The 17,791-nt window shown below is 70.0% G+C and carries 17 protein-coding genes and 2 tRNA genes; 10 read left to right on the top strand and 9 right to left on the bottom strand.

Annotated features, from left to right (window positions below):
* The first annotated feature begins 4 nt into the window (after nt 1-4).
* Both ACFY0U_RS35200 and ACFY0U_RS35195 read left to right on the top strand, forming a co-directional pair.
* Nucleotides 5-685, top strand: coding sequence for an AIM24 family protein (locus tag ACFY0U_RS35200; protein WP_171141547.1), 681 nt, complete (start codon nt 5-7; stop codon nt 683-685).
* A 17-nt stretch (nt 686-702) separates the two neighbouring features.
* Nucleotides 703-1,458 (top strand): AIM24 family protein, encoded by a 756-nt coding sequence (locus tag ACFY0U_RS35195; RefSeq protein WP_388642681.1) that lies wholly within the window; start codon nt 703-705, stop codon nt 1,456-1,458.
* A 51-nt stretch (nt 1,459-1,509) separates the two neighbouring features.
* On the opposite strand, the gene ACFY0U_RS35190 is transcribed toward ACFY0U_RS35195, so the two are convergent.
* The gene (locus tag ACFY0U_RS35190) at nt 1,510-2,031 is read right to left on the bottom strand and encodes an NUDIX hydrolase (RefSeq protein WP_388642679.1); all 522 of its coding nucleotides are present in this window, start codon (nt 2,029-2,031) and stop codon (nt 1,510-1,512) included.
* Nucleotides 2,028-3,473 carry a zinc-dependent metalloprotease gene (locus ACFY0U_RS35185; protein ID WP_388642678.1) on the bottom strand — a complete coding sequence of 482 codons (1,446 nt, stop codon included), beginning with the start codon at nt 3,471-3,473 and terminating at the stop codon, nt 2,028-2,030. Before ACFY0U_RS35185 ends, ACFY0U_RS35190 begins: the two co-directional genes overlap by 4 nt.
* 193 nt (nt 3,474-3,666) lie before the next feature.
* Here ACFY0U_RS35185 and ACFY0U_RS35180 point away from each other — a divergent pair, with 193 nt between their 5' ends.
* The 4 genes from ACFY0U_RS35180 to ACFY0U_RS35165 all read left to right on the top strand — a co-directional run bounded on the left by ACFY0U_RS35180 (nt 3,667) and on the right by ACFY0U_RS35165 (nt 6,759).
* Nucleotides 3,667-4,779 (top strand): SDR family oxidoreductase, encoded by a 1,113-nt coding sequence (locus ACFY0U_RS35180; RefSeq protein WP_388642676.1) that lies wholly within the window; start codon nt 3,667-3,669, stop codon nt 4,777-4,779.
* Nucleotides 4,780-4,893: 114 nt separating this feature from the next.
* The gene (locus ACFY0U_RS35175; RefSeq protein WP_266888296.1) at nt 4,894-5,355 is read left to right on the top strand and encodes a molybdenum cofactor biosynthesis protein MoaE; all 462 of its coding nucleotides are present in this window, start codon (nt 4,894-4,896) and stop codon (nt 5,353-5,355) included.
* Nucleotides 5,356-5,469: 114 nt separating this feature from the next.
* Nucleotides 5,470-5,625: a hypothetical protein gene (locus ACFY0U_RS35170; protein ID WP_388642674.1), complete on the top strand. Its 156-nt coding sequence runs from the start codon at nt 5,470-5,472 to the stop codon at nt 5,623-5,625.
* Between the two features lie 36 nt (nt 5,626-5,661).
* Nucleotides 5,662-6,759, top strand: coding sequence for a PDZ domain-containing protein (locus ACFY0U_RS35165; RefSeq protein WP_388642673.1), 1,098 nt, complete (start codon nt 5,662-5,664; stop codon nt 6,757-6,759).
* Between the two features lie 95 nt (nt 6,760-6,854).
* Here the strand turns inward: ACFY0U_RS35165 and ACFY0U_RS35160 are convergent, their stop codons facing one another.
* Complete coding sequence (locus ACFY0U_RS35160) at nt 6,855-7,397, bottom strand: PPA1309 family protein (protein ID WP_388642671.1); 543 nt, start codon at nt 7,395-7,397, stop codon at nt 6,855-6,857.
* Between the two features lie 163 nt (nt 7,398-7,560).
* Here ACFY0U_RS35160 and ACFY0U_RS35155 point away from each other — a divergent pair, with 163 nt between their 5' ends.
* The 4 genes from ACFY0U_RS35155 to ACFY0U_RS35140 all read left to right on the top strand — a co-directional run bounded on the left by ACFY0U_RS35155 (nt 7,561) and on the right by ACFY0U_RS35140 (nt 12,816).
* Complete coding sequence (locus tag ACFY0U_RS35155; RefSeq protein ID WP_388642709.1) at nt 7,561-10,491, top strand: UPF0182 family protein; 2,931 nt, start codon at nt 7,561-7,563, stop codon at nt 10,489-10,491.
* 59 nt (nt 10,492-10,550) lie between these two features.
* A tRNA-Met gene (locus ACFY0U_RS35150) sits at nt 10,551-10,624 on the top strand.
* A gap of 207 nt (nt 10,625-10,831) precedes the next feature.
* Nucleotides 10,832-12,664: a sel1 repeat family protein gene (locus ACFY0U_RS35145; RefSeq protein WP_388642669.1), complete on the top strand. Its 1,833-nt coding sequence runs from the start codon at nt 10,832-10,834 to the stop codon at nt 12,662-12,664.
* A gap of 78 nt (nt 12,665-12,742) precedes the next feature.
* A tRNA-Met gene (locus tag ACFY0U_RS35140) sits at nt 12,743-12,816 on the top strand.
* Between the two features lie 50 nt (nt 12,817-12,866).
* Here ACFY0U_RS35140 and ACFY0U_RS35135 read toward each other — a convergent pair.
* The 6 genes from ACFY0U_RS35135 to hisN form a co-directional block, all read right to left on the bottom strand.
* Entirely contained in the window at nt 12,867-13,994 is a 1,128-nt protein-coding gene (locus tag ACFY0U_RS35135; protein ID WP_388642667.1) for an ABC transporter substrate-binding protein, read from the bottom strand.
* Nucleotides 13,991-14,851 (bottom strand): ABC transporter permease, encoded by an 861-nt coding sequence (locus tag ACFY0U_RS35130; RefSeq protein WP_388642665.1) that lies wholly within the window; start codon nt 14,849-14,851, stop codon nt 13,991-13,993. The genes ACFY0U_RS35135 and ACFY0U_RS35130 overlap by 4 nt, the downstream gene beginning before the upstream one ends.
* The gene (locus tag ACFY0U_RS35125; RefSeq protein WP_388642664.1) at nt 14,848-15,615 is read right to left on the bottom strand and encodes an ABC transporter ATP-binding protein; all 768 of its coding nucleotides are present in this window, start codon (nt 15,613-15,615) and stop codon (nt 14,848-14,850) included. The genes ACFY0U_RS35130 and ACFY0U_RS35125 overlap by 4 nt, the downstream gene beginning before the upstream one ends.
* 131 nt (nt 15,616-15,746) lie before the next feature.
* Nucleotides 15,747-16,163 (bottom strand): Fur family transcriptional regulator, encoded by a 417-nt coding sequence (locus tag ACFY0U_RS35120; RefSeq protein WP_388642662.1) that lies wholly within the window; start codon nt 16,161-16,163, stop codon nt 15,747-15,749.
* A 128-nt stretch (nt 16,164-16,291) separates the two neighbouring features.
* Nucleotides 16,292-16,684 (bottom strand): cyclic nucleotide-binding/CBS domain-containing protein, encoded by a 393-nt coding sequence (locus ACFY0U_RS35115; RefSeq protein WP_171141536.1) that lies wholly within the window; start codon nt 16,682-16,684, stop codon nt 16,292-16,294.
* A gap of 150 nt (nt 16,685-16,834) precedes the next feature.
* A complete protein-coding gene (gene hisN, locus ACFY0U_RS35110) occupies nt 16,835-17,635 on the bottom strand; it encodes a histidinol-phosphatase (RefSeq protein WP_388642659.1) in 801 nt (266 codons plus the stop codon).
* Nucleotides 17,636-17,791 lie beyond the last annotated feature (156 nt).

Raw genomic sequence — 17,791 nt, 5'->3', positions numbered from 1 at the left:
CGTCATGAACCAGCCACTCGCGGGCTTCGCTCCCGCACCCGTCACGGCTCGCATGGAGAACCACGGCAACCACATGGCGAAGATCGCCATGCAGACCGGGAACGACCTCTTCGCGCGCGTGGGCTCGATGGTCGCCTACGAAGGGTTCGTCCAGTACGAGCCCAACCCGCCGGCCGTGCGCCAGATCGCCAAGGACTGGATGACCGGCGAGGGCGCGCCCCTGATGAAGTGCTCCGGCGACGGACTGCTCTATCTCGCCGACTACGGCGCCAACGTGGTCGTCATCAACCTCAACGGCGACGGCATCTCCGTCAACGCCACCAACCTGCTCGCCTTCGACGCGCACCTCACCTGGGGTGTCGAGCGCGTGAAGGGGCTGGCGAAGTTCGCCGGGCAGGGACTGTGGAACACCAAGATCTCCGGGCAGGGCTGGGTCGCGCTGACCTCCCGGGGCAAGCCGATCGTCGTCGACTGCGGCGGCGGCGAGGACGAGACGTACGTCGACCCCGACGCGCTCGTCGCCTGGTCCCCGAACCTCAAGGTGAAGGGCAAGCGCAGCTTCAAGGCGCAGTCGCTCATCGGCCGCGGCAGCGGTGAGGCCTATCAGATGGCCTTCTCGGGCCAGGGCATCGTCGTCGTCCAGCCCAGCGAGGACAGCACCGACCGTCTCCGGGTCCGGGGCTGAGGGGGAGCAAGAACGTCATGCAGAGTCCGCTTTTCGCCTACAACGACCAGCAGACCCAGGAGCGCTGGAGCCTGCAGAACAAGCAGATGCTCCGCGTCACCCTGGAGGGCCACGACGACATCCTCGCCCGCAAGGGCACGATGGTCGCCTACCAGGGCCTGATGGAGTTCGACGCCGAGTACCAGAGCAACCAGCAGGGACGCTCGCGTGCGCACACCGGCGAGGGCCTGGACCTGATGCGCTGCCACGGGCAGGGCACGGTCTATCTCGCCAACCTCAAGCAGCACGTCCATCTGGTGGATGTGGAGCAGGACGGGCTGACCGTCGACAGCAACTACGTCCTCGCCATGGACTCCTCGCTGCACCACGAGGTCATCGCCGTCGACAGCCTCTACGGCATCTCCGGCTCCGGGAAGTACCAGCTCAACATCACCGGCCGCGGCAAGGTCGCCCTCATGACCTCCGGCGCGCCGCTGATGATGCAGGTCACGCCGGACAAGTACGTCAACTGCGACGCCGACGCGATCGTCGCCTGGTCGACCTCGCTGCGCGTCCAGATGCAGGCCCAGACGCATTCCTCCGGGGTGTTCCGGCGCCGGGGCAACACCGGTGAGGGCTGGGAGCTCAGCTTCATGGGCAGCGGCTACGCGATCGTCCAGCCCAGCGAATTGCTGCCGCCGCAGAACGCGCAGATCGGGTCGGGCTTGGCTGCCCAGTACGGGGTGGGGCAGCAGGGCGCCCGGGGGCAGAACCAGGGCAACGTCTGGAGCTAGCCGTATCCGACAAGTGAGGGGCGACCACCCATGGTGGTCGCCCCTTACACGTCACAGCCTGGCCCGCGTCGCTTCCAGCAGTCGTACGACCGAGTCGTCCGCCACGTCCGCCACCTCGTCGTAGGCGAACCAGCGCAGGTCCAGGGACTCGTCGCTGATCGCCTCCACGGTTCCGGCCGGGGCCAGTGCCGCGTACTGGACGTCGAAGTGCCAGTGGCAGGGCGCCGGGATGGGGTGCCGGTCCAGCTGGACCGGGCCGCCCGGCAGCAGGGTCAGGCCCGCGATCCCGGACTCCTCGGTCGCCTCGCGCAGCGCCGCCGCGGCCACCGTCGCGTCGCCCGGCTCGCAGTGGCCGCCCATCTGGAGCCACATACGCAGCTTCTTGTGGAGGGTCAGCAGGACCTGTCCACGCGACGGGTCGATCACCAGCGCGCTCGCCGTGATGTGACCGTCCTCGCAGGCCTTCCACATGCCGTCCGGGTGGGCTGCCAAGTGGTCGAGGTACGTCTGGCGCAGCTCTTCCTGGTCCTCGTACCCCTTCAGTACGAGGACCGCGTCGTCGTGCAGGCTCACTCGGTGTCGTCGCCCTCGGCCTTGTCGTCTTCCTTCTTCTTGAGGTCGGGCTTCTCGGTGGAGCCGCCGGCCGCCTCGCCGAGCATCTTGTCCAGCTCGGAGAAGTCCAGCTGCTCGCGGTGGACGAAGCCGTCCGGGTCGTCCAGGTCGGAGGCGGTCGGGAGCATGTCCGGGTGGGCCCACAGACCGTCCCGGCCGTCGACACCGCGCGCGTCCGTGAGCGAGGCCCAGAGCCGGGAGGCGTCCCGCAGCCGGCGGGGGCGCAGCTCCAGGCCGATCAGCGTGGCGAAGGTCTGCTCGGCCGGGCCGCCCGAGGCGCGACGGCGGCGCAGGGTCTCGCGCAGCGCGTCCGCGGACGCCAGCCGCGGCTTCGCGGCCGCGTGGACCACCGCGTCCACCCAGCCCTCGACGAGCGCCAGAGCCGTCTCCAGACGGGCCAGGGCCGCCTTCTGCTCGGGCGTGTCCTCCGGCTGGAACATGCCCTGCTGGAGGGCGTCCTGCAGCTGCTCGGGGTTCTGCGGGTCGAACTGGCCGACCACGTCCTCGAGCTTGGCGGTGTCGACCTTGATGCCGCGCGCATACCCGTCGACCGCGCCGAACAGGTGCGAGCGCAGCCACGGCACATGCGCGAAGAGGCGCTGGTGGGCGGCCTCGCGCAGAGCGAGATACAGCCGCACCTCCTCCTGCGCCACGCCCAGGTCCTTGCCGAACGACTCGATGTTGAGCGGCAGCAGCGCGGCCTTGCCGGCCGGGCCGAGCGGCAGGCCGATGTCGGTCGAGCCGACGACCTCGCCCGCGAGCACACCGACGGCCTGCCCGATCTGGGTGCCGAACATGGCGCCGCCCATCGAGCGCATCATGCCGATCAGCGGGCCGGCCATGGCCTGCATCTCTTCCGGCAGGACATCGCCCATGGCGGTGCCGACGCGCTCGGCGACCGGGTCGACGAGCTCCTTCCACGCGGGCAGGGTCGCCTCGACCCACTCCGCGCGGGACCACGCCACGGCGGAGCCCGCGCCGGACGGCAGGGACGTCGCGTCGTCGAGCCACAGGTCGGCCAGGCGGACGGCCTCCTGCACCGCGGTGCGCTCGGCGGGGCCGACGCTGGCGTCCTTGGTGCCGTCGGCGGTGCCCTGGGAGACCGTCTGGCGGGCGATCTGCTTGGCCATGTCCCAGTTCACCGGGCCGCCCTCGTACGAGAGCATCTGGCCCAGCTGCTGGAACGCGGCGCCCAGGTCGTTGGGGTTCAGGGAACCGAACATGGCTGCGAACGGGTTGTCGGCACCAGGGGCACCGAAGCCTCCGGCTCCGGGCAGCCCGCCGAAACCGAACGGGTTGGCCGGGCCCTGACCACCACCGCTCTGCTGGTCCTTCTTCTTGCCCTCGTCGCCGTCGTCCGGCTCCTCCGGCGGAAGGCCGAATCCGAATGGGGTGTCACTCACGGGATTCCTCGGCTGGTAAGGCCGCCGGTTTCACTCCGACGGCACGACTGCCCGATAACACCACCCAGCCTAGACACCGTGGGCGGATCGGGCCTCGGTGCTCCGCCGACTCTCGGCCTGCGGCAGGATGGATGCCACCTGGTACGTACGCGTCACTCGCGCCCGTACTGAAGACAACCGCTGGAGACGCCCGGTGAGTTCCCCTGATCCACAGGTTCGCGCAGCGCGAAACCACTCAACCAGTCCCGGCCTCCGCGGACCGGTCGTCGCCGTGACCGGCGCCGCCGCCGGTGTCGGCGCCATGCTCACCGAGCGGCTCGCCGCTTCGGAGGAGATCAAGCAGGTCATCGCCATCGACGAGCGGCGAGGCGAGTGCGCGGCGGCGCAGTGGCACATCCTGGATGTGCGGGATCCGGCGATCGCGGAGAAGCTGCGGGGCGCGGACGTGGTGGTGCATCTGGCCCTCGATCTCGATCTGGAGACCGACGGAGCCGCCCGAACGGCGTACAACGTGCGCGGTACGCAGACCGTGCTGACCGCCGCGGCCGCGGCCGGCGTGCACCGGGTCGTGCTGTGCACCTCCGCCATGGTCTACGGCGCCCTTCCGGACAACGAGCTGCCGCTGTCCGAGGACGCGGAGCTGCGGGCCACGGCGGAGGCGACCGGGGTCGGGGATCTGCTGGAGGTCGAGCGGCTCGCGCGGCGCGCTCCGCGGGCGCACCCCGGGCTCAACGTCACCGTGGTGCGGCCCGCCGTCCTCGTCGGAGGCACCGACACCGCGCTGACCAGGTACTTCGAGTCGCCCCGGCTGCTGGTCGTGGCCGGGTCCCGGCCCGCCTGGCAGTTCTGCCACGTCGAGGATCTGGTCAGCGCCCTGGAGTACGCCGTCCTGGAGAAGGTCGAGGGCGAGCTCGCCGTCGGGTGCGACGGATGGCTGGAGCAGGAGGAGGTCGAGGAGCTCAGCGGGATCCGGCGGATGGAGCTGCCGTCGGCGGTCGCGCTGGGCGCGGCGGCCCGGCTGCACCGGATCGGGCTCACGCCGTCCCCGGCCGGGGATCTCGCCTACACGATGTACCCCTGGGTGGTGAGCGGCAGCCGGCTCCACGACGCCGGATGGCGGCCGCAGTGGACCAACGAGGAGGTGCTCGCGGAGCTGCTGGAGGAGGTCGCCGGACGGCACACCGTCGCGGGGCGCCGACTGGGTCGCAAGGACGCGACGGCCGCGGGCGCCGCGGGTGCCACGGTCGCGCTGCTGGGCGCGGCGGCCGTGGTGCGGCGGGCCCGGAAGGCCCGGCGGCGGATCTGAGGCCGACCGGCTCACGCCCTGCGGGGTCCCTGTAGGAGGCTCCGAACGCCCACACGCGTGTGCCGGACGATAGCGCTATTCCGCGTGGTCACAGGCATGGGGCACGATGGGGGCATGGCAGCTATCGACGATCACCCCGGTGAGCGGGGCGCGCAGGACGCGATCAAGCTCATCGCCATTCGTGAGACCGCGCTCTCCCTGGACGAAGTCTTCAAGGCCGTCGGGGACGACGCGGCCGGGGGGACCGCCCTGTTCGTGGGGACCGTGCGGAACCACGACGGCGGAGCCGACGTCGACGAGCTCGGGTATTCGTGTCATCCGAGCGCCGAGGCGGAGATGCGGCGGATCGCGGAGAAGGTCGTCGCCGAGTACCCCGTGCGGGCGCTGGCCGCGGTGCATCGTGTGGGGGATCTGAGCGTCGGGGATCTCGCCGTCGTCGTCGCCGTGTCGTGTCCGCATCGCGGCGAGGCCTTCGAGGCCTGTCGCAAGCTGATCGACGACCTCAAGCACGAGGTGCCGATCTGGAAGCACCAGAAGTTCTCCGACGGCACCGAGGAGTGGGTCGGCGCCTGCTGACCTCGGGCTCTCCTCCGGTTGCGTAACCGCACCCCTGGCATGAGCGTTGTCAGTGCGGATGGTTAATCTGCTGATCAGTCAGTTGCGGTCGCGCACCGGGGTTGGGAGGACGGCATGGCGGCGCTCGCCTGGTTGCTGATTCCGTTTTTGGCTGCGATCGGCGCAGGTCTGTGGGGCAGTTGGGCCAACCGGACCCGCAAGGTGCGGAGCGACGGCCCTGAGCTGGACGGGTACGCCCGCTTCCGTGCGGCCATGGAGAAGCAGCCCTGACGGGTCGCTGACAGGGGCGTCCCGTACTGTCGTGCCATGCCACGCCGCACCGCGACGATGCTCGCCTCCACCCTGATGCTGATCGCACTCCTGTGCGCGGGTGTGTTGATCCCCGTGCCGTACTCGGAGATGTCCCCCGGGCCGACGGTGAACACCCTGGGCGATCACGACGGCGAGCCGGTGCTCCAGATCTCCGGCCGCAAGACGTACGCGACGAGCGGGCATCTGAACATGACCACCGTCCGGGTCACCAGCGCCGACTACAAGATGAACCTGGTCGAGGCCGTGTACGGGTGGCTCGCGCACGACAACAAGGTCGTGCCGCACGACACGCTCTACCCGGACGGCAAGACCGAGGAACAGTCCACCCAGGAGAACGCCGAGGAGTTCAGCCAGTCCCAGGAGAGCGCCAAGGTCGCCGCCCTGAAGGAGCTGGACGTCCCCGTGAAGTCCTTCGTGATCGTCTCCACGGTCGTCAAGGACTCCCCGGCCCAGGGCCGGCTGCACGCCGGTGACGTCATCAAGGCCGTCGACGGGACCGCCGTCAAGCAGCCCGCCGACGTCGCCGAACTGGTCACCAAGCACAAGGCCGGCGAGAAGGTCGTCTTCACCATCGTCCCCGCCAAGGAGCAGGCCGCCGCCGAGAAGGAGCAGCGGACCGCCACCAGGACCGAGGACGTGAGCGTCACGACCAAGGAGTCCGACGACGACGGCGAGAAGCGCGCCATCGTCGGGATCTCCGCCGGGACCGACCACACCTTCCCCTTCACCATCGACATCAAGCTCGCCGATGTGGGAGGGCCCAGTGCCGGGCTCATGTTCGCGCTCGGCATCTACGACAAGCTCACCCCGGGCAGCCTCACCGGCGGCACGTTCGTGGCCGGCACCGGCACCATCGACGACGACGGCAAGGTCGGCCCGATCGGCGGCATCGAGATGAAGACCGTCGGCGCCCGCGACAAGGGCGCCCAGTACTTCCTGACCCCGGCCGACAACTGCTCGGCGGCAGCCAAGGACACCCCCAGCGGGCTCACCCTGGTCAAGGTGGACACCATCGAGGACGCCCTGGGCGCCCTGAAGGACATCCGCTCAGGCGACACCGCCGACCTGCCCCAGTGCACGACCAAGGGCTGACGCGACGCACACGCGCGCGTACGTGAACGGGGGCGCCCCCAAGACCGAGGGCGCCCCCGTTGTCGTACGAGGAGACATCGACGTACTGGAAGAACTCAGTCCTCGAACGTCGCCGACAGCGCCTCCGCCAGCCCCGGCACCAGCTCGCCGCCCGTGAGGACCTCCGTCGGGGAGTCCTTCTCGCGCAGTCGCAGGGCGGAGTCGCGGGTGCCGTCGCGCAGGACCGCGACCGTCATGCGGACCTCCTGGCGGTCGGGGTGCTGCGCGACCCACTGGGTGAGCTTCTTGTCGCTCAGGCCCTCCGGGACGGAGGCCTCGGCGGACGGCGGGAGCATCAGGCGCTCCACCGTCAGGGCGCAGCCGACGACCGCGTCGGGCCAGGCGATCGTGCCGAGGAACTCGTCCAGCGGCTTGCCCGCCGGGATCTCCTCCTGCTCGATCGGGGTGAGACCGGTGGTCTCCTGCTCGTCCTCCAGGCCGAGCTGGGCCGCGAGCCCGGGTTCCTGAGCGCGCAGCCGGGCGGTGTCTACGAGGGCGAAGAGGCGAGCGGGCTGGTCCCAGCCGAGGCCGGAGACGTACTCGTCGATCTCGAGTACGGCCCGGGTCAGAGGGCTCGCTGCCATGGGAGTGTTGGACATGGTCACAATCCTGCCTCGTTCATGGCCGGAATCGGGAACCGAGTAAAGCGTGAGTAAGTTGCATAGGTGAGGGCCTACGATCACGTGGCCCACGGACGGCCCGCGGGGACGCGGGTCTGACGGACCAACAGCGACTTTCGAGGTGCGCACCTTGGCTTTCCAGATGCCGGACCGCGGCGGAGGCCCGACGGGGCCACGGATCAGAGTGGGCCGCCCGTCCCGGCGTGTCCGGACCCTGCTCATGACACTGGGCGTCCTTGCCGTGCTCGGCATGGCGTTCACCATGTTCGCCGGGTTCTGGACGGACTGGCTCTGGTACCGGTCGGTGAACTACTCGTCCGTGTTCACGACGACCCTGTGGACGAAGATCGGGCTGTTCTTCGTCTTCGGTCTGCTGATGGCCCTGGCGGTCGGCTTCAACATCTGGCTGGCGCACCGGCTGCGGCCGCCGCTGAGCGCCATGTCGATGGAGCAGCAGAACCTCGACCGCTACCGGATGGGCATCGCGCCCTACAAGAAGTGGCTGCTGCTGGGGATCACCGCGCTGGTCGGCCTCATCGCCGGCGCCTCGGCGTCGAGCCAGTGGCGGACCTGGCTGATGTGGGTCAACGGCGTGTCCTTCGGTGAGAAGGACCCGCAGTTCCAGCTCGACATCTCCTTCTTCACCTTCGACCTGCCCTGGTACCGGTTCCTGCTCGGCTTCGGCTTCGCGGCCGCGATCCTTTCCGTGATCGCCGCCGCGCTGACGCACTACCTGTACGGCGGGCTCAGGATCACCAGCCCGGGAGCGCGCGCCACGGCCGCGGCCACGGGCCATCTGTCGGTGCTGATGGGCGTCTTCGTCGCCCTGAAGGCGGTGGCCTACTGGCTCGACCGGTACGGCCTCGCGGTCAAGTCCAGCGACTTCAAGGCGACGGACAACTGGACCGGCCTGAGGTACGTCGACGCCAACGCCTATCTGCCGGCCAAGACGATCCTGTTCTGCATCGCCGTCATCTGCGCCCTGCTGTTCTTCGCCACCCTGTGGCGGCGCACCTGGCAGCTGCCCGTCATCGGCTTCGGTCTGATGGTCCTCTCGGCGATCCTCATCGGCGGTCTGTACCCGGCGATCGTCCAGAAGTTCCAGGTCCAGCCGAACGAGCAGGCCAAGGAGGCGCCCTACGTCTCCAAGAACCTCAAGGCGACGCGCGAGGCGTACGGCATCGACGACGCCCAGGTCACCGAGTACGCGGGCACCTCCACCACCACGGACAAGACCAAGCTGCGCGAAGACGTCGACAGCACGGCCAGCATCCGGGTGATGGACCCGAACATCGCCTCCCCGACGTTCCAGCAGCTCCAGCAGATGCGTAACTACTACGCGTTCCCGACCAACCTGGACGTCGACCGCTACAGCAAGGACGACAAGGACCAGGACACGGTCATCGGTCTGCGCGAGCTGAACCTCGCCGGCATTCCGAAGAACAACTGGATCAACGACCACTTCCGCTACACCCACGGCTACGGCGTGGTCGCCGCCAAGGGCACCACCGCCGACTCCGAGGGCCGCCCGGTCTTCACCGAGTCCGACCTGCCGTCGAAGGGTGACCTCGGGACGTATCAGCAGCGGGTCTACTACGGCGAGAAGACCACCGAGTACTCGATCGTCGGCGGTCCCCAGAAGGAGATCGACTACTCCGACGACAACGGTGAGAAGACCTTCAGCTACACCGGCAAGAGCGGGGTCAACCTCTCCAACCCGATCAACCGGGCCGCGTACGCGGTGGCGTTCAACGAGCCGCAGATCCTCTACTCCGGTGCGATCGGCGAGGGTTCGCGGATCCTGTACAACCGCACGCCCAAGGAGCGCGTCGAGGCGGTCGCCCCGTGGCTGACCATCGACGGCGACGCCTATCCGGCGGTCGTCGGCGGCGAGATCCAGTGGATCGTCGACGCGTACACGACGACCAACGGCTACCCGTACTCGTCCCGTACGACCCTCGGTGACACCACGGCCGACTCGCTGACCGCGACGAACAACTCGCGCGCGGTGGTGGCCCAGCAGAACCAGGTCAACTACATCCGCAACTCGGTGAAGGCGACCGTCGACGCGTACACCGGCGAGGTCAAGCTCTACCAGTGGGACACCCAGGACCCGGTCCTGAAGACCTGGATGAAGGCGTTCCCGGGCACGGTGGAGCCGAAGACCGCCATCTCGCAGTCGCTGATGGACCATCTGCGGTACCCGCAGGACCTGTTCAAGGTCCAGCGCGAACTGCTCAGCCGCTACCACGTGGAGGACGCCACGACGTTCCTCAGCGGCTCCGAGGTGTGGCAGGTGCCGGACGACCCGACCAACAAGTCGGGCGACGCGGTGCCGCCGTACTACCTCAGCATGAAGATGCCCGACCAGAAGGCCCAGGCGTTCTCGCTCACGACGACGTTCACGCCCAACGGCCGGGACAACCTCAGTGCGTTCATGTCGGTGGACGCCGAGGCGGGCACCTCGGACTACGGCAAGATCAGAATCCTGAAACTGCCGACGAACACCACCGTCAGCGGCCCCAAACAGGTGCAGAGCACGTTCAACTCCGAACAGGACATCGCCGAGACCATCAGCCTCCTCAACAGAGGTGATTCCAGCGTCGAGTACGGCAACCTGCTGACGGTGCCGCTCGACGGAGGACTGCTGTACGTGGAGCCGGTCTACGTACGCGGCGGTGGACTGAAGTACCCGTTGCTGCGGAAGGTGTTGGTGACCTACGGAGGCAACACCGCCTTCGAGGACACCCTTGACGAGGCCCTCAACAAGGTCTTCGGAGCGGAGGGCGAGACCACCCCGCCACCGGAGGACGACGGCGGGGGCACCACGACTCCGCCACCGAGCTCCGACAACCCGACGGTCCAAGAGGCGTTGAACGACGCCCAGAAGGCCTTCGAGGAAGGCCAGGCAGCCCTGAAGAAGGGCGACTGGGAGGCGTACGGCCAGGCGCAGAAGGACCTGGAGGACGCCCTGCAACGGGCCGAGGACGCACAGGCCAAGGAGGACAAGCCCGGCGGCGCCGGTCCGAGTCCGAGCTCCAGTCCGAGTCCGAGCGGCAGTCCCAGCGGCTGACCGGTTCCTGAGCTGGTCAAATGCCCCTCCCGCGCCGTGGTACGGTTGCAACACAACGGCGCGGGGTGGAGCAGCTCGGTAGCTCGCTGGGCTCATAACCCAGAGGTCGCAGGTTCAAATCCTGTCCCCGCTACTGAAAACGAAGGCCCGGATCCTGATCAAGGATCCGGGCCTTCGTGATGTGCGAACGCATGTGCCGGGGGGAGCGATGGACGTGCCGCCGTGGGGAGTTGGGGGAACTGTGTTTGACTTGTCTCTCTGTGGGCATGTCGACAAAACGCTGAAGTGACCTCACTGGCTGCGGTATACCAGGTGTACCCAGGTTGCAGGTGGTGCGACGATGGACGTTATGGGGGACAAGGCAACTCTGTTGGAGACAGGGCGGTTTGAGCAGTCTGCCGATTTTGCGCAGTCTGCCGATCTTGTGCAGCCTTCCGACCGGGACGAGACCGGTGAGGCCGCCGAGGAAGCAAGGCAGCGGCTCGCCGCGGAAGCCGGCGATGTCGAGGCGATGAGCGTCCTCGGGGCCATGCTGCTGCGCCGCGGTGATCTCGACGGAGCCGAACCCCAGCTGCGTGCCGCCACCGCCGCGGGCGACCGGGCCGCCGCCAACAACCTGGGTGTCCTTCTGCACCAGCGCGGATACGCCGACGAGGCCGCCGGATGGTGGCGGATCGCCGCCGTCGCCGGGTCCGCCGCGGCCGCGCACGCGCTCGGGCGGCACTTCCGGGAGAAGGGCGACGAGCCCGCCGCCGAGTACTGGTTGCGCCAGTCCGCCGAGCAGGGACACGCCCTCGGCGCGTACGCGCTCGCCGATCTGCTGGAGCACCGCGGGGACGCCCGGGCCGGGCAGTGGATGCGGGCCGCGGCCGAGCGGGGGCACCGCGAGGCGGCCTACCGACTGGCGCGCGCTCTTGATCGTGAGGTGCCGGCCGAGGGGGAGGCCGAGTCCGACAACGGTGTCTCGCAGGACGCCGAGCAGTGGTACCGGCAGGCCGCCGCGCGCGGCCACCGGCGGGCCGCGCTGCACCTCGGCGCGATCCTGGAGCGGCGCGGTGAGCTCAAGGAGGCCGGGCGCTGGTACCTGACCTCCGCCAAGGACGGCGAGGCGCGGGCCGCCTGTGCGCTCGGGTTCCTGCTGCGTGACGCGGGAGACGTCGAGAGCGCCGCCGTCTGGTGGCTGCGGGCCGCGCAGGACGGGGACGGCAACGCGGCGAACGCGCTGGGCGCGCTGCACGCCGAGCGGGGCGAGACGCAGACCGCCGAGCGGTGGTACCGGGCCGCGATGGACGCCGGTGACGTCAATGGCGCGTACAACCTCGGGCTGCTCTGCGCCGAGCAGGCGCGGACCGCGCAGGCCGAGCAGTGGTACCGGCGGGCGGCGTACGCCGGGCACCGGGAGGCGGCGAACGCGCTGGCGATCCTGTTGCTCCAGGGCGGGGACACCGCCGGAGCCGAGCCGTGGTTCTCCAAGGCGGCCGAGGCCGGGAGCGTGGACGCGGCCTTCAACCTCGGGATCCTCTTCGCCGGGCGGGATGAGGACGTGGTCGCGCTGCGGTGGTACGAGCGGGCCGCGGCCGCCGGGCACACCGAGGCGGCGTTGCAGGTCGGGATCGCGCGGTTGCGGGACGGGGACGAGGCGGCGGCGGAGCGGCATCTGCGGTGTGCGGCCGGGGGCGGCAGTGCGGAGGCGGCGTACCGGCTGGCGACCGTGCTGGACGCCCGGCGCCCGCCCGCGCCCGCGCATGAGCTGGGGGAGCCCGTGCACTCGTCCAAGAGCGAGTGCGAGGAGTGGTACGAGCGGGCGGCCACCCAGGGGCATCGGCGGGCGCAGGTGCGGGTGGGGATGCTGGCCGCCGCGCGGGGCGATGTCGTGGAGGCGGCTCGGTGGTACCGGGAGGCGGCCGAGGCGGGCTCTCGCAACGGTGCCTTCAACCTCGGGCTGCTGCTGGCCCGGGAGGGCAGTGAGCCCGAGGCGGCGGTGTGGTGGACCCGTGCCGCGGACGCGGGGCACGGACGGGCGGCGTTGCGGCTCGCCCTGGTCTACGCGCGTCGTGGGGAGCTCGCGGAGGGGCAGCGGTGGGCCGACCGGGCGGTGACGCTGGGGCCGGGTGAGGTGTCCGAGCGGGCGGCCCGGCTGCGGGACGCGCTGCGGCAGGAACTGTCGGCCTGACGTCCACCGCAGGTCAGGCGGGTCCGGATAAGCGATTTGCTTCTGTCGTTCCCGTTGACGTAGTGTTCATTTCACCGACGCGGGGTGGAGCAGCTCGGTAGCTCGCTGGGCTCATAACCCAGAGGTCGCAGGTTCAAATCCTGTCCCCGCTACTGAAGACCGAGGGCCGGAATCCTTAAGGATTCCGGCCCTCGGTGTTTGTTCAGGACCGGTGGCCCACCGCCTCCTCGTACAGGGTGCGGTCGACCGTCTCGGACTCCGGCAGCGGGTCGCCCTCGGAGACTCCCTGTGCGGTGTACGCGGCTTGCAGGCGGTCCGTGGTGCCTTCGCGGATCTCCCAGTCCATCCGCAGGGACGGGGTCGAGCGGAGGATCTGCCGGTCCGCCTTCAGGAGTTTCGCCAGGTAGCCGACGAAGGCGTCGTCGCTCTTGTAGTCCGTCGCGAAGTAGGAGTTCACCGTGCGGATGTACGCCCGGAGCAGGGCCACTCCCGCGTCCACGTCCCGCTGGAGCAGCGACGGGCCGTACAGCATGCCGCCCAGTGGCTCGCCCTGCGGCTGGCCGCCGAGGAAGGCGTAGGCGGGCTGTCCGTCGACCTTGCGCCACACCGGGTCCAGGAGCCAGGCCGAGTCGACGCCGCCGTTCTCCAGGGCGGTGAGGACGTCCGCGGAGCCCAGCTGCTGGTACTGGATCCTGTCGAGGCCGCCGCCGTGCTTCTCCAGGGCCTTCTCCATGGGGTACGCGATGACGGAGCCCTTGCCGATCATCGTGCCGAGTCTGCGGCCGGCCATGGTCACGCGCGACGCGCTCTCGCCGTCCTTCAGCCGCACCCACAGACCGCTCTTGGAGTCGGGGTCCGGTGAGAAGTTCCCCGCGACCCACTTGATGTCGAAGCCGCCCCGCAGGCCGTTCATCACGGCCGCCTCCGGAGCCGCCCAGATCGCGTCGAGGTCGCCCTTGGCGAGCAGCGGCAGCGCGTCCGGCGTCGGGAGGACCTTGAGGGTGACGTCCAGGCCCTCACGTTCGAACTCGCCCTTGTCCAGCGCCACTTGCAGCGGTGCCACGTACTCGGCGCTGAGCGTCCCCGTCGCGATCGTCAGTTTCCTGGTCTTCGCCAGGGCCTTCGGGGCCGGTGCGCCGGGCCGGCAGCGGGCCGGCGCACGGCTAGGGGAGAGGTCGGCCGGGTCCGTCCAGGACGTGGCCCCGCAGCCCGCCACGGGGCTGATCGTGCGGTTGCCCGCGCCCGCTCGCGGTGTGCTGTCCTCGTACGGCGACGAGCAGGCCGCCGACGCCAGGAGCGCGACGGCCACCAGGTACGTACGTCCCCTCATGACTGCCCCCGTCCACGGTCCCTCGGCGCCCACGGGGTGAGCAACCGGCCCACCACCCGCACCAGTTCGGAGAAGACGACCCCCAGCACCGCCACACAGACGATCCCCACGAACATCACGTCGTTCTGGAACAGCGCGCGGGAGTCGAAGATCAGATGCCCCAGGCCGTTCGTCGCCGCGATCTGCTCCGAGGCGACGATCACCAGCACGGCCACGCCCGCCGCTATGCGCGCGCCCACCAGGACCGACGGCAGCGACGCCGGCAGCAGGACGTGGCGGAACATCTGCCAGGGCGAGGCGCCGAAGACCTGGCCCGCGTCGCGGTGGCCGGAGGGGATCGACATGACCGCGGACATCGTCGAGATCCACACGAAGAAGAAGACCGTCGCCGCGACCAGGGCCACCTGCGGCCCCTCGCCCAGGCCGAACATGTTCAGGAAGATCGGCAGCAGGGCCAGCTTCGGCACCACGTACAGGGCGTCAAGCAGCGGCTCCAGTGCCGCTCTGACCAGGGAGAGCGAGCCCATGAGCAGTCCCAGCGCGTACCCGGCGGCCGTGCCCACCGCGTAGCCCGCCACGACGCGTTTCGTCGTCGCCCACACGTCCGGCCACAGGTCGCCCGCCGCGGCCCGGTCCCAGCCGTCCGCGAAGATCGTGGACGGTGCCGGGTAGACGCGGGAGTCGATCCAGGCCTGAGCGGCGGCCAGCTGCCACAGGAGGATCAGGAACAGGGGGACGGCCGCCGCCAGGGACAGTTCCAGGGCACGTCGGCGCCGGTGGGTGCGTACGGGATGGAGCTCGTGCGGGCCCGGGGCGCGGACCAGGACGGACTCCCGTGCGGGAGCGGTCGTCGTCATGCCGGCACCGCCTCCTTGCGCAGCAGGTCCCACAACTCGCTCTTCAGCTCCGTGAACTCCGGCGCGGAGCGGATGTCGCCGGTGCGCGGGCGGGGGAAGGGCGGGTGGTGCTCGGCGATGACGCGGCCGGGGCGGGCGGACATCACGAGGACGCGGTCGCCGAGGACGATCGCCTCCTCCAGGCTGTGGGTGATGAAGAGGGTGGTGGTGCGGGTCGTCTGGGTGAGTTCCAGGAGCTCGTCCTGGAGGATCATGCGCAATTGGGCGTCCAGGGCCGCGAACGGTTCGTCCATGAGCAGGAGTTCGGGCTCCACCGCCAACGCCCGGGCGATCGCCACGCGCTGGCGCATGCCGCCGGAGAGGGTCGCGGGGTAGGCGTCGGCGAAGTCCGACAGGCCCATGCGGGCCAGCCAGGCGTCGGCGCGGGCGTCGGCCTCGCGGCGCGGGACGCGCTGGATGTCGAGGCCGAAGCGGACGTTGGCGCGGACCGTCTTCCAGTCGTAGATGCCGTAGTCCTGGAAGATCATGGCGGCCGGGCGGGGGCTGCTCGTACGGATCTCCAGGCGGCCCGTGCTGGGGCGCAGCAGGCCCGCGGCGATACGCAGCAGGGTGGACTTGCCGCAGCCCGAGGGGCCGACGACACAGACGAACTCGCCGGCGCTCACGGACAGGTCCAGCGGGCCGAGGGCGGCCACCGCGCCGGGGCCCCGGCCGAAGGTTCGGGTCAGATCACGTGCGCTGAGTTTCGGATACGGCTCTCCCACGGGGTCTCCTCGCGGAGTGCGGAACGGACTGGTGGGTGCCGTTGACCATATGACGGTCCGTCAGATCCGGGAAGCCTGTAGACAGCACAAAGCCCCGGCGCCCAAGAGGGGCCGGGGCTTCGGAAGCCGGGTTATGCCGCCGCGCAGTTCGGGCAGATGCCGCGGTACGTCACCTCGACGCCCGAGACCGTGAAGCCGAAGCGCTCCGAGTCGGGGAGGTCGGTGAGCGGGTCGCCGCTCGGGTGGACGTCGCGGATCGCGCCGCACTGGGCGCAGACCAGGTGGTGGTGCGGCCGGTGCGCGTTCGGGTCGTACCGCTTGGCGCGCTTGTCGGTGGCGACCTCGAGCACCTCGCCCAGGGAGACCAGTTCACCCAGCGTGTTGTAGACGGTCGCGCGGGAGATCTCGGGCAGCTTGGCGACGGCCCGGGCATGGACCTCGTCGGCCGTCAGATGGACGTGATCGCCGTCGAGGACCTCGGCCACGACGCGCCGCTGCGCGGTCATCCGCCATCCGCGGCCGCGCAGTCGTTCCAGAAGGTCACTCATAGGGGTCACCTTAACAGCAAGGGGGACCAGGCTCCGAATAGGTGTGAATTTAGAGTGCACCTTGAGTTGGACAATGTCCAGAGTGGCGGGGGTGGGCCGGGTCGCCCGGCCCACCCCCCTCGCTGCGCTCAGGCGGGGACGTGCTGTCTGGCCGGTGCCCAGCAGCGGATGATGTCGCGGACCGAGACGATGCCGACCGGCTCGCCGCGGTCCAGGACGATGAGGTGCCGGAAGCCGCCGTGGGCCATGGCCCGGGCCGCCTCCTCCAGGGTCCAGGACGGCGCCGCGAAGACGACGTCGGTGGTGGTGTGGTCGTGGACGCGTTCCGTGTCCGGACTCTGGCCCAGTCCCACGGCGTTGAGGACGTCGCGTTCGGTGAGGATGCCGATGCCGCCGGCATCGGGGTCGAGGATCACGGCCGCGCCGACGCGCCGGGCGGACATCAGGGCGGCGGCTTGGCGGAGGGTGTGGGCGGGGCCGATGGTGAGGACCACTGTGCTCATGGCGTCACGGACGAGCATGGGTGCGGAGTCACCTCCAAAGGAATCGCCGAGTTAGTTCAGCGATTCACAAGTTCACAAATGAGGGTCCCCTCAGAGTCGCAGGTAAAGCGAGGGTCAACAAGGGGGCGCGTGCGGCCGATTGAGGGCGTGCGCGCTCAGTGCCCGGCTTCAGTACCGCTGGTTGAGATATCCCAGCATCTCGTCGTGGAGCAGTCCGTTGGAGGCGGCCGCGTTGCCGCTGTGCGGGCCGGGGCGGCCGTCGAGGCCGGTGAAGGCGCCGCCCGCCTCCGTCACGATGATCGCGTTGGCGGCCATGTCCCAGAGGGAGAGCTCGGGTTCGGCGCAGAGGTCGACCGCGCCCTCGGCGACCAGCATGTAGGGCCAGAAGTCGCCGTACGCGCGCGTGCGCCACACATCGCGGGTCAGGTCCAGGAAGCCGTTGAGGCGGCTCTGCTCCTCCCAGCCGCTCAGGGAGGAGTACGCGAACGAGGCGTCCGACATCTTCGAGACGCGCGAGACATGCAGCCGGGAGGCCGAAGTGAGGCTGCGCCCGGTGAAGGCGCCGTGGCCCTTCGCGGCCCACCAGCGGCGGTTGAGCGCCGGGGCGGAGACGACGCCCACGACGGGCTGGTAGCCGCCCTCCGCCGCCTCCATCAGGGAGATCAGGGTGGCCCAGACGGGGACGCCGCGGACGTAGTTCTTGGTGCCGTCGATCGGGTCGACCACCCAGCGGCGGGGGCCGGTGCCCTGGACGCCGTACTCCTCGCCGAGGATCGCGTCCCGCGGGCGGGCGCGCTGGAGGTGGGTACGGATGATCTCCTCCGCCGCCTTGTCCGCTTCGCTCACCGGGGTCATGTCCGGCTTCGTCTCGACCTTGAGGTCCAGCGCCTTGAAGCGGTCCATGGTGGTTGCGTCGGCCGCGTCCGCGAGGACGTGGGCGAAGCGGAGGTCGTCGAGGTAGTCCGGCATGGGGCGAACGGTATCTGCCATGGTCGGTACGGGGCTACACGGGACCAAGGCGCGGACGGCCCCGGGGCGGACGGCGTGCGGTGGATCAAGGGCGCCCCCCGATGCCTTCGCGAACCCTTGACAGTGCCCTCACGCGCGTCAAATCTGGGCCCAGAG

It is taken from the genome of Streptomyces sp. NPDC001536, from assembly GCF_042894505.1.
In the GTDB taxonomy this organism is placed as follows: domain Bacteria; phylum Actinomycetota; class Actinomycetes; order Streptomycetales; family Streptomycetaceae; genus Streptomyces.
The sequence above is the reverse complement of the archived record's forward strand: the minus strand, read 5'-3'. Positions and strand labels throughout refer to the sequence as shown.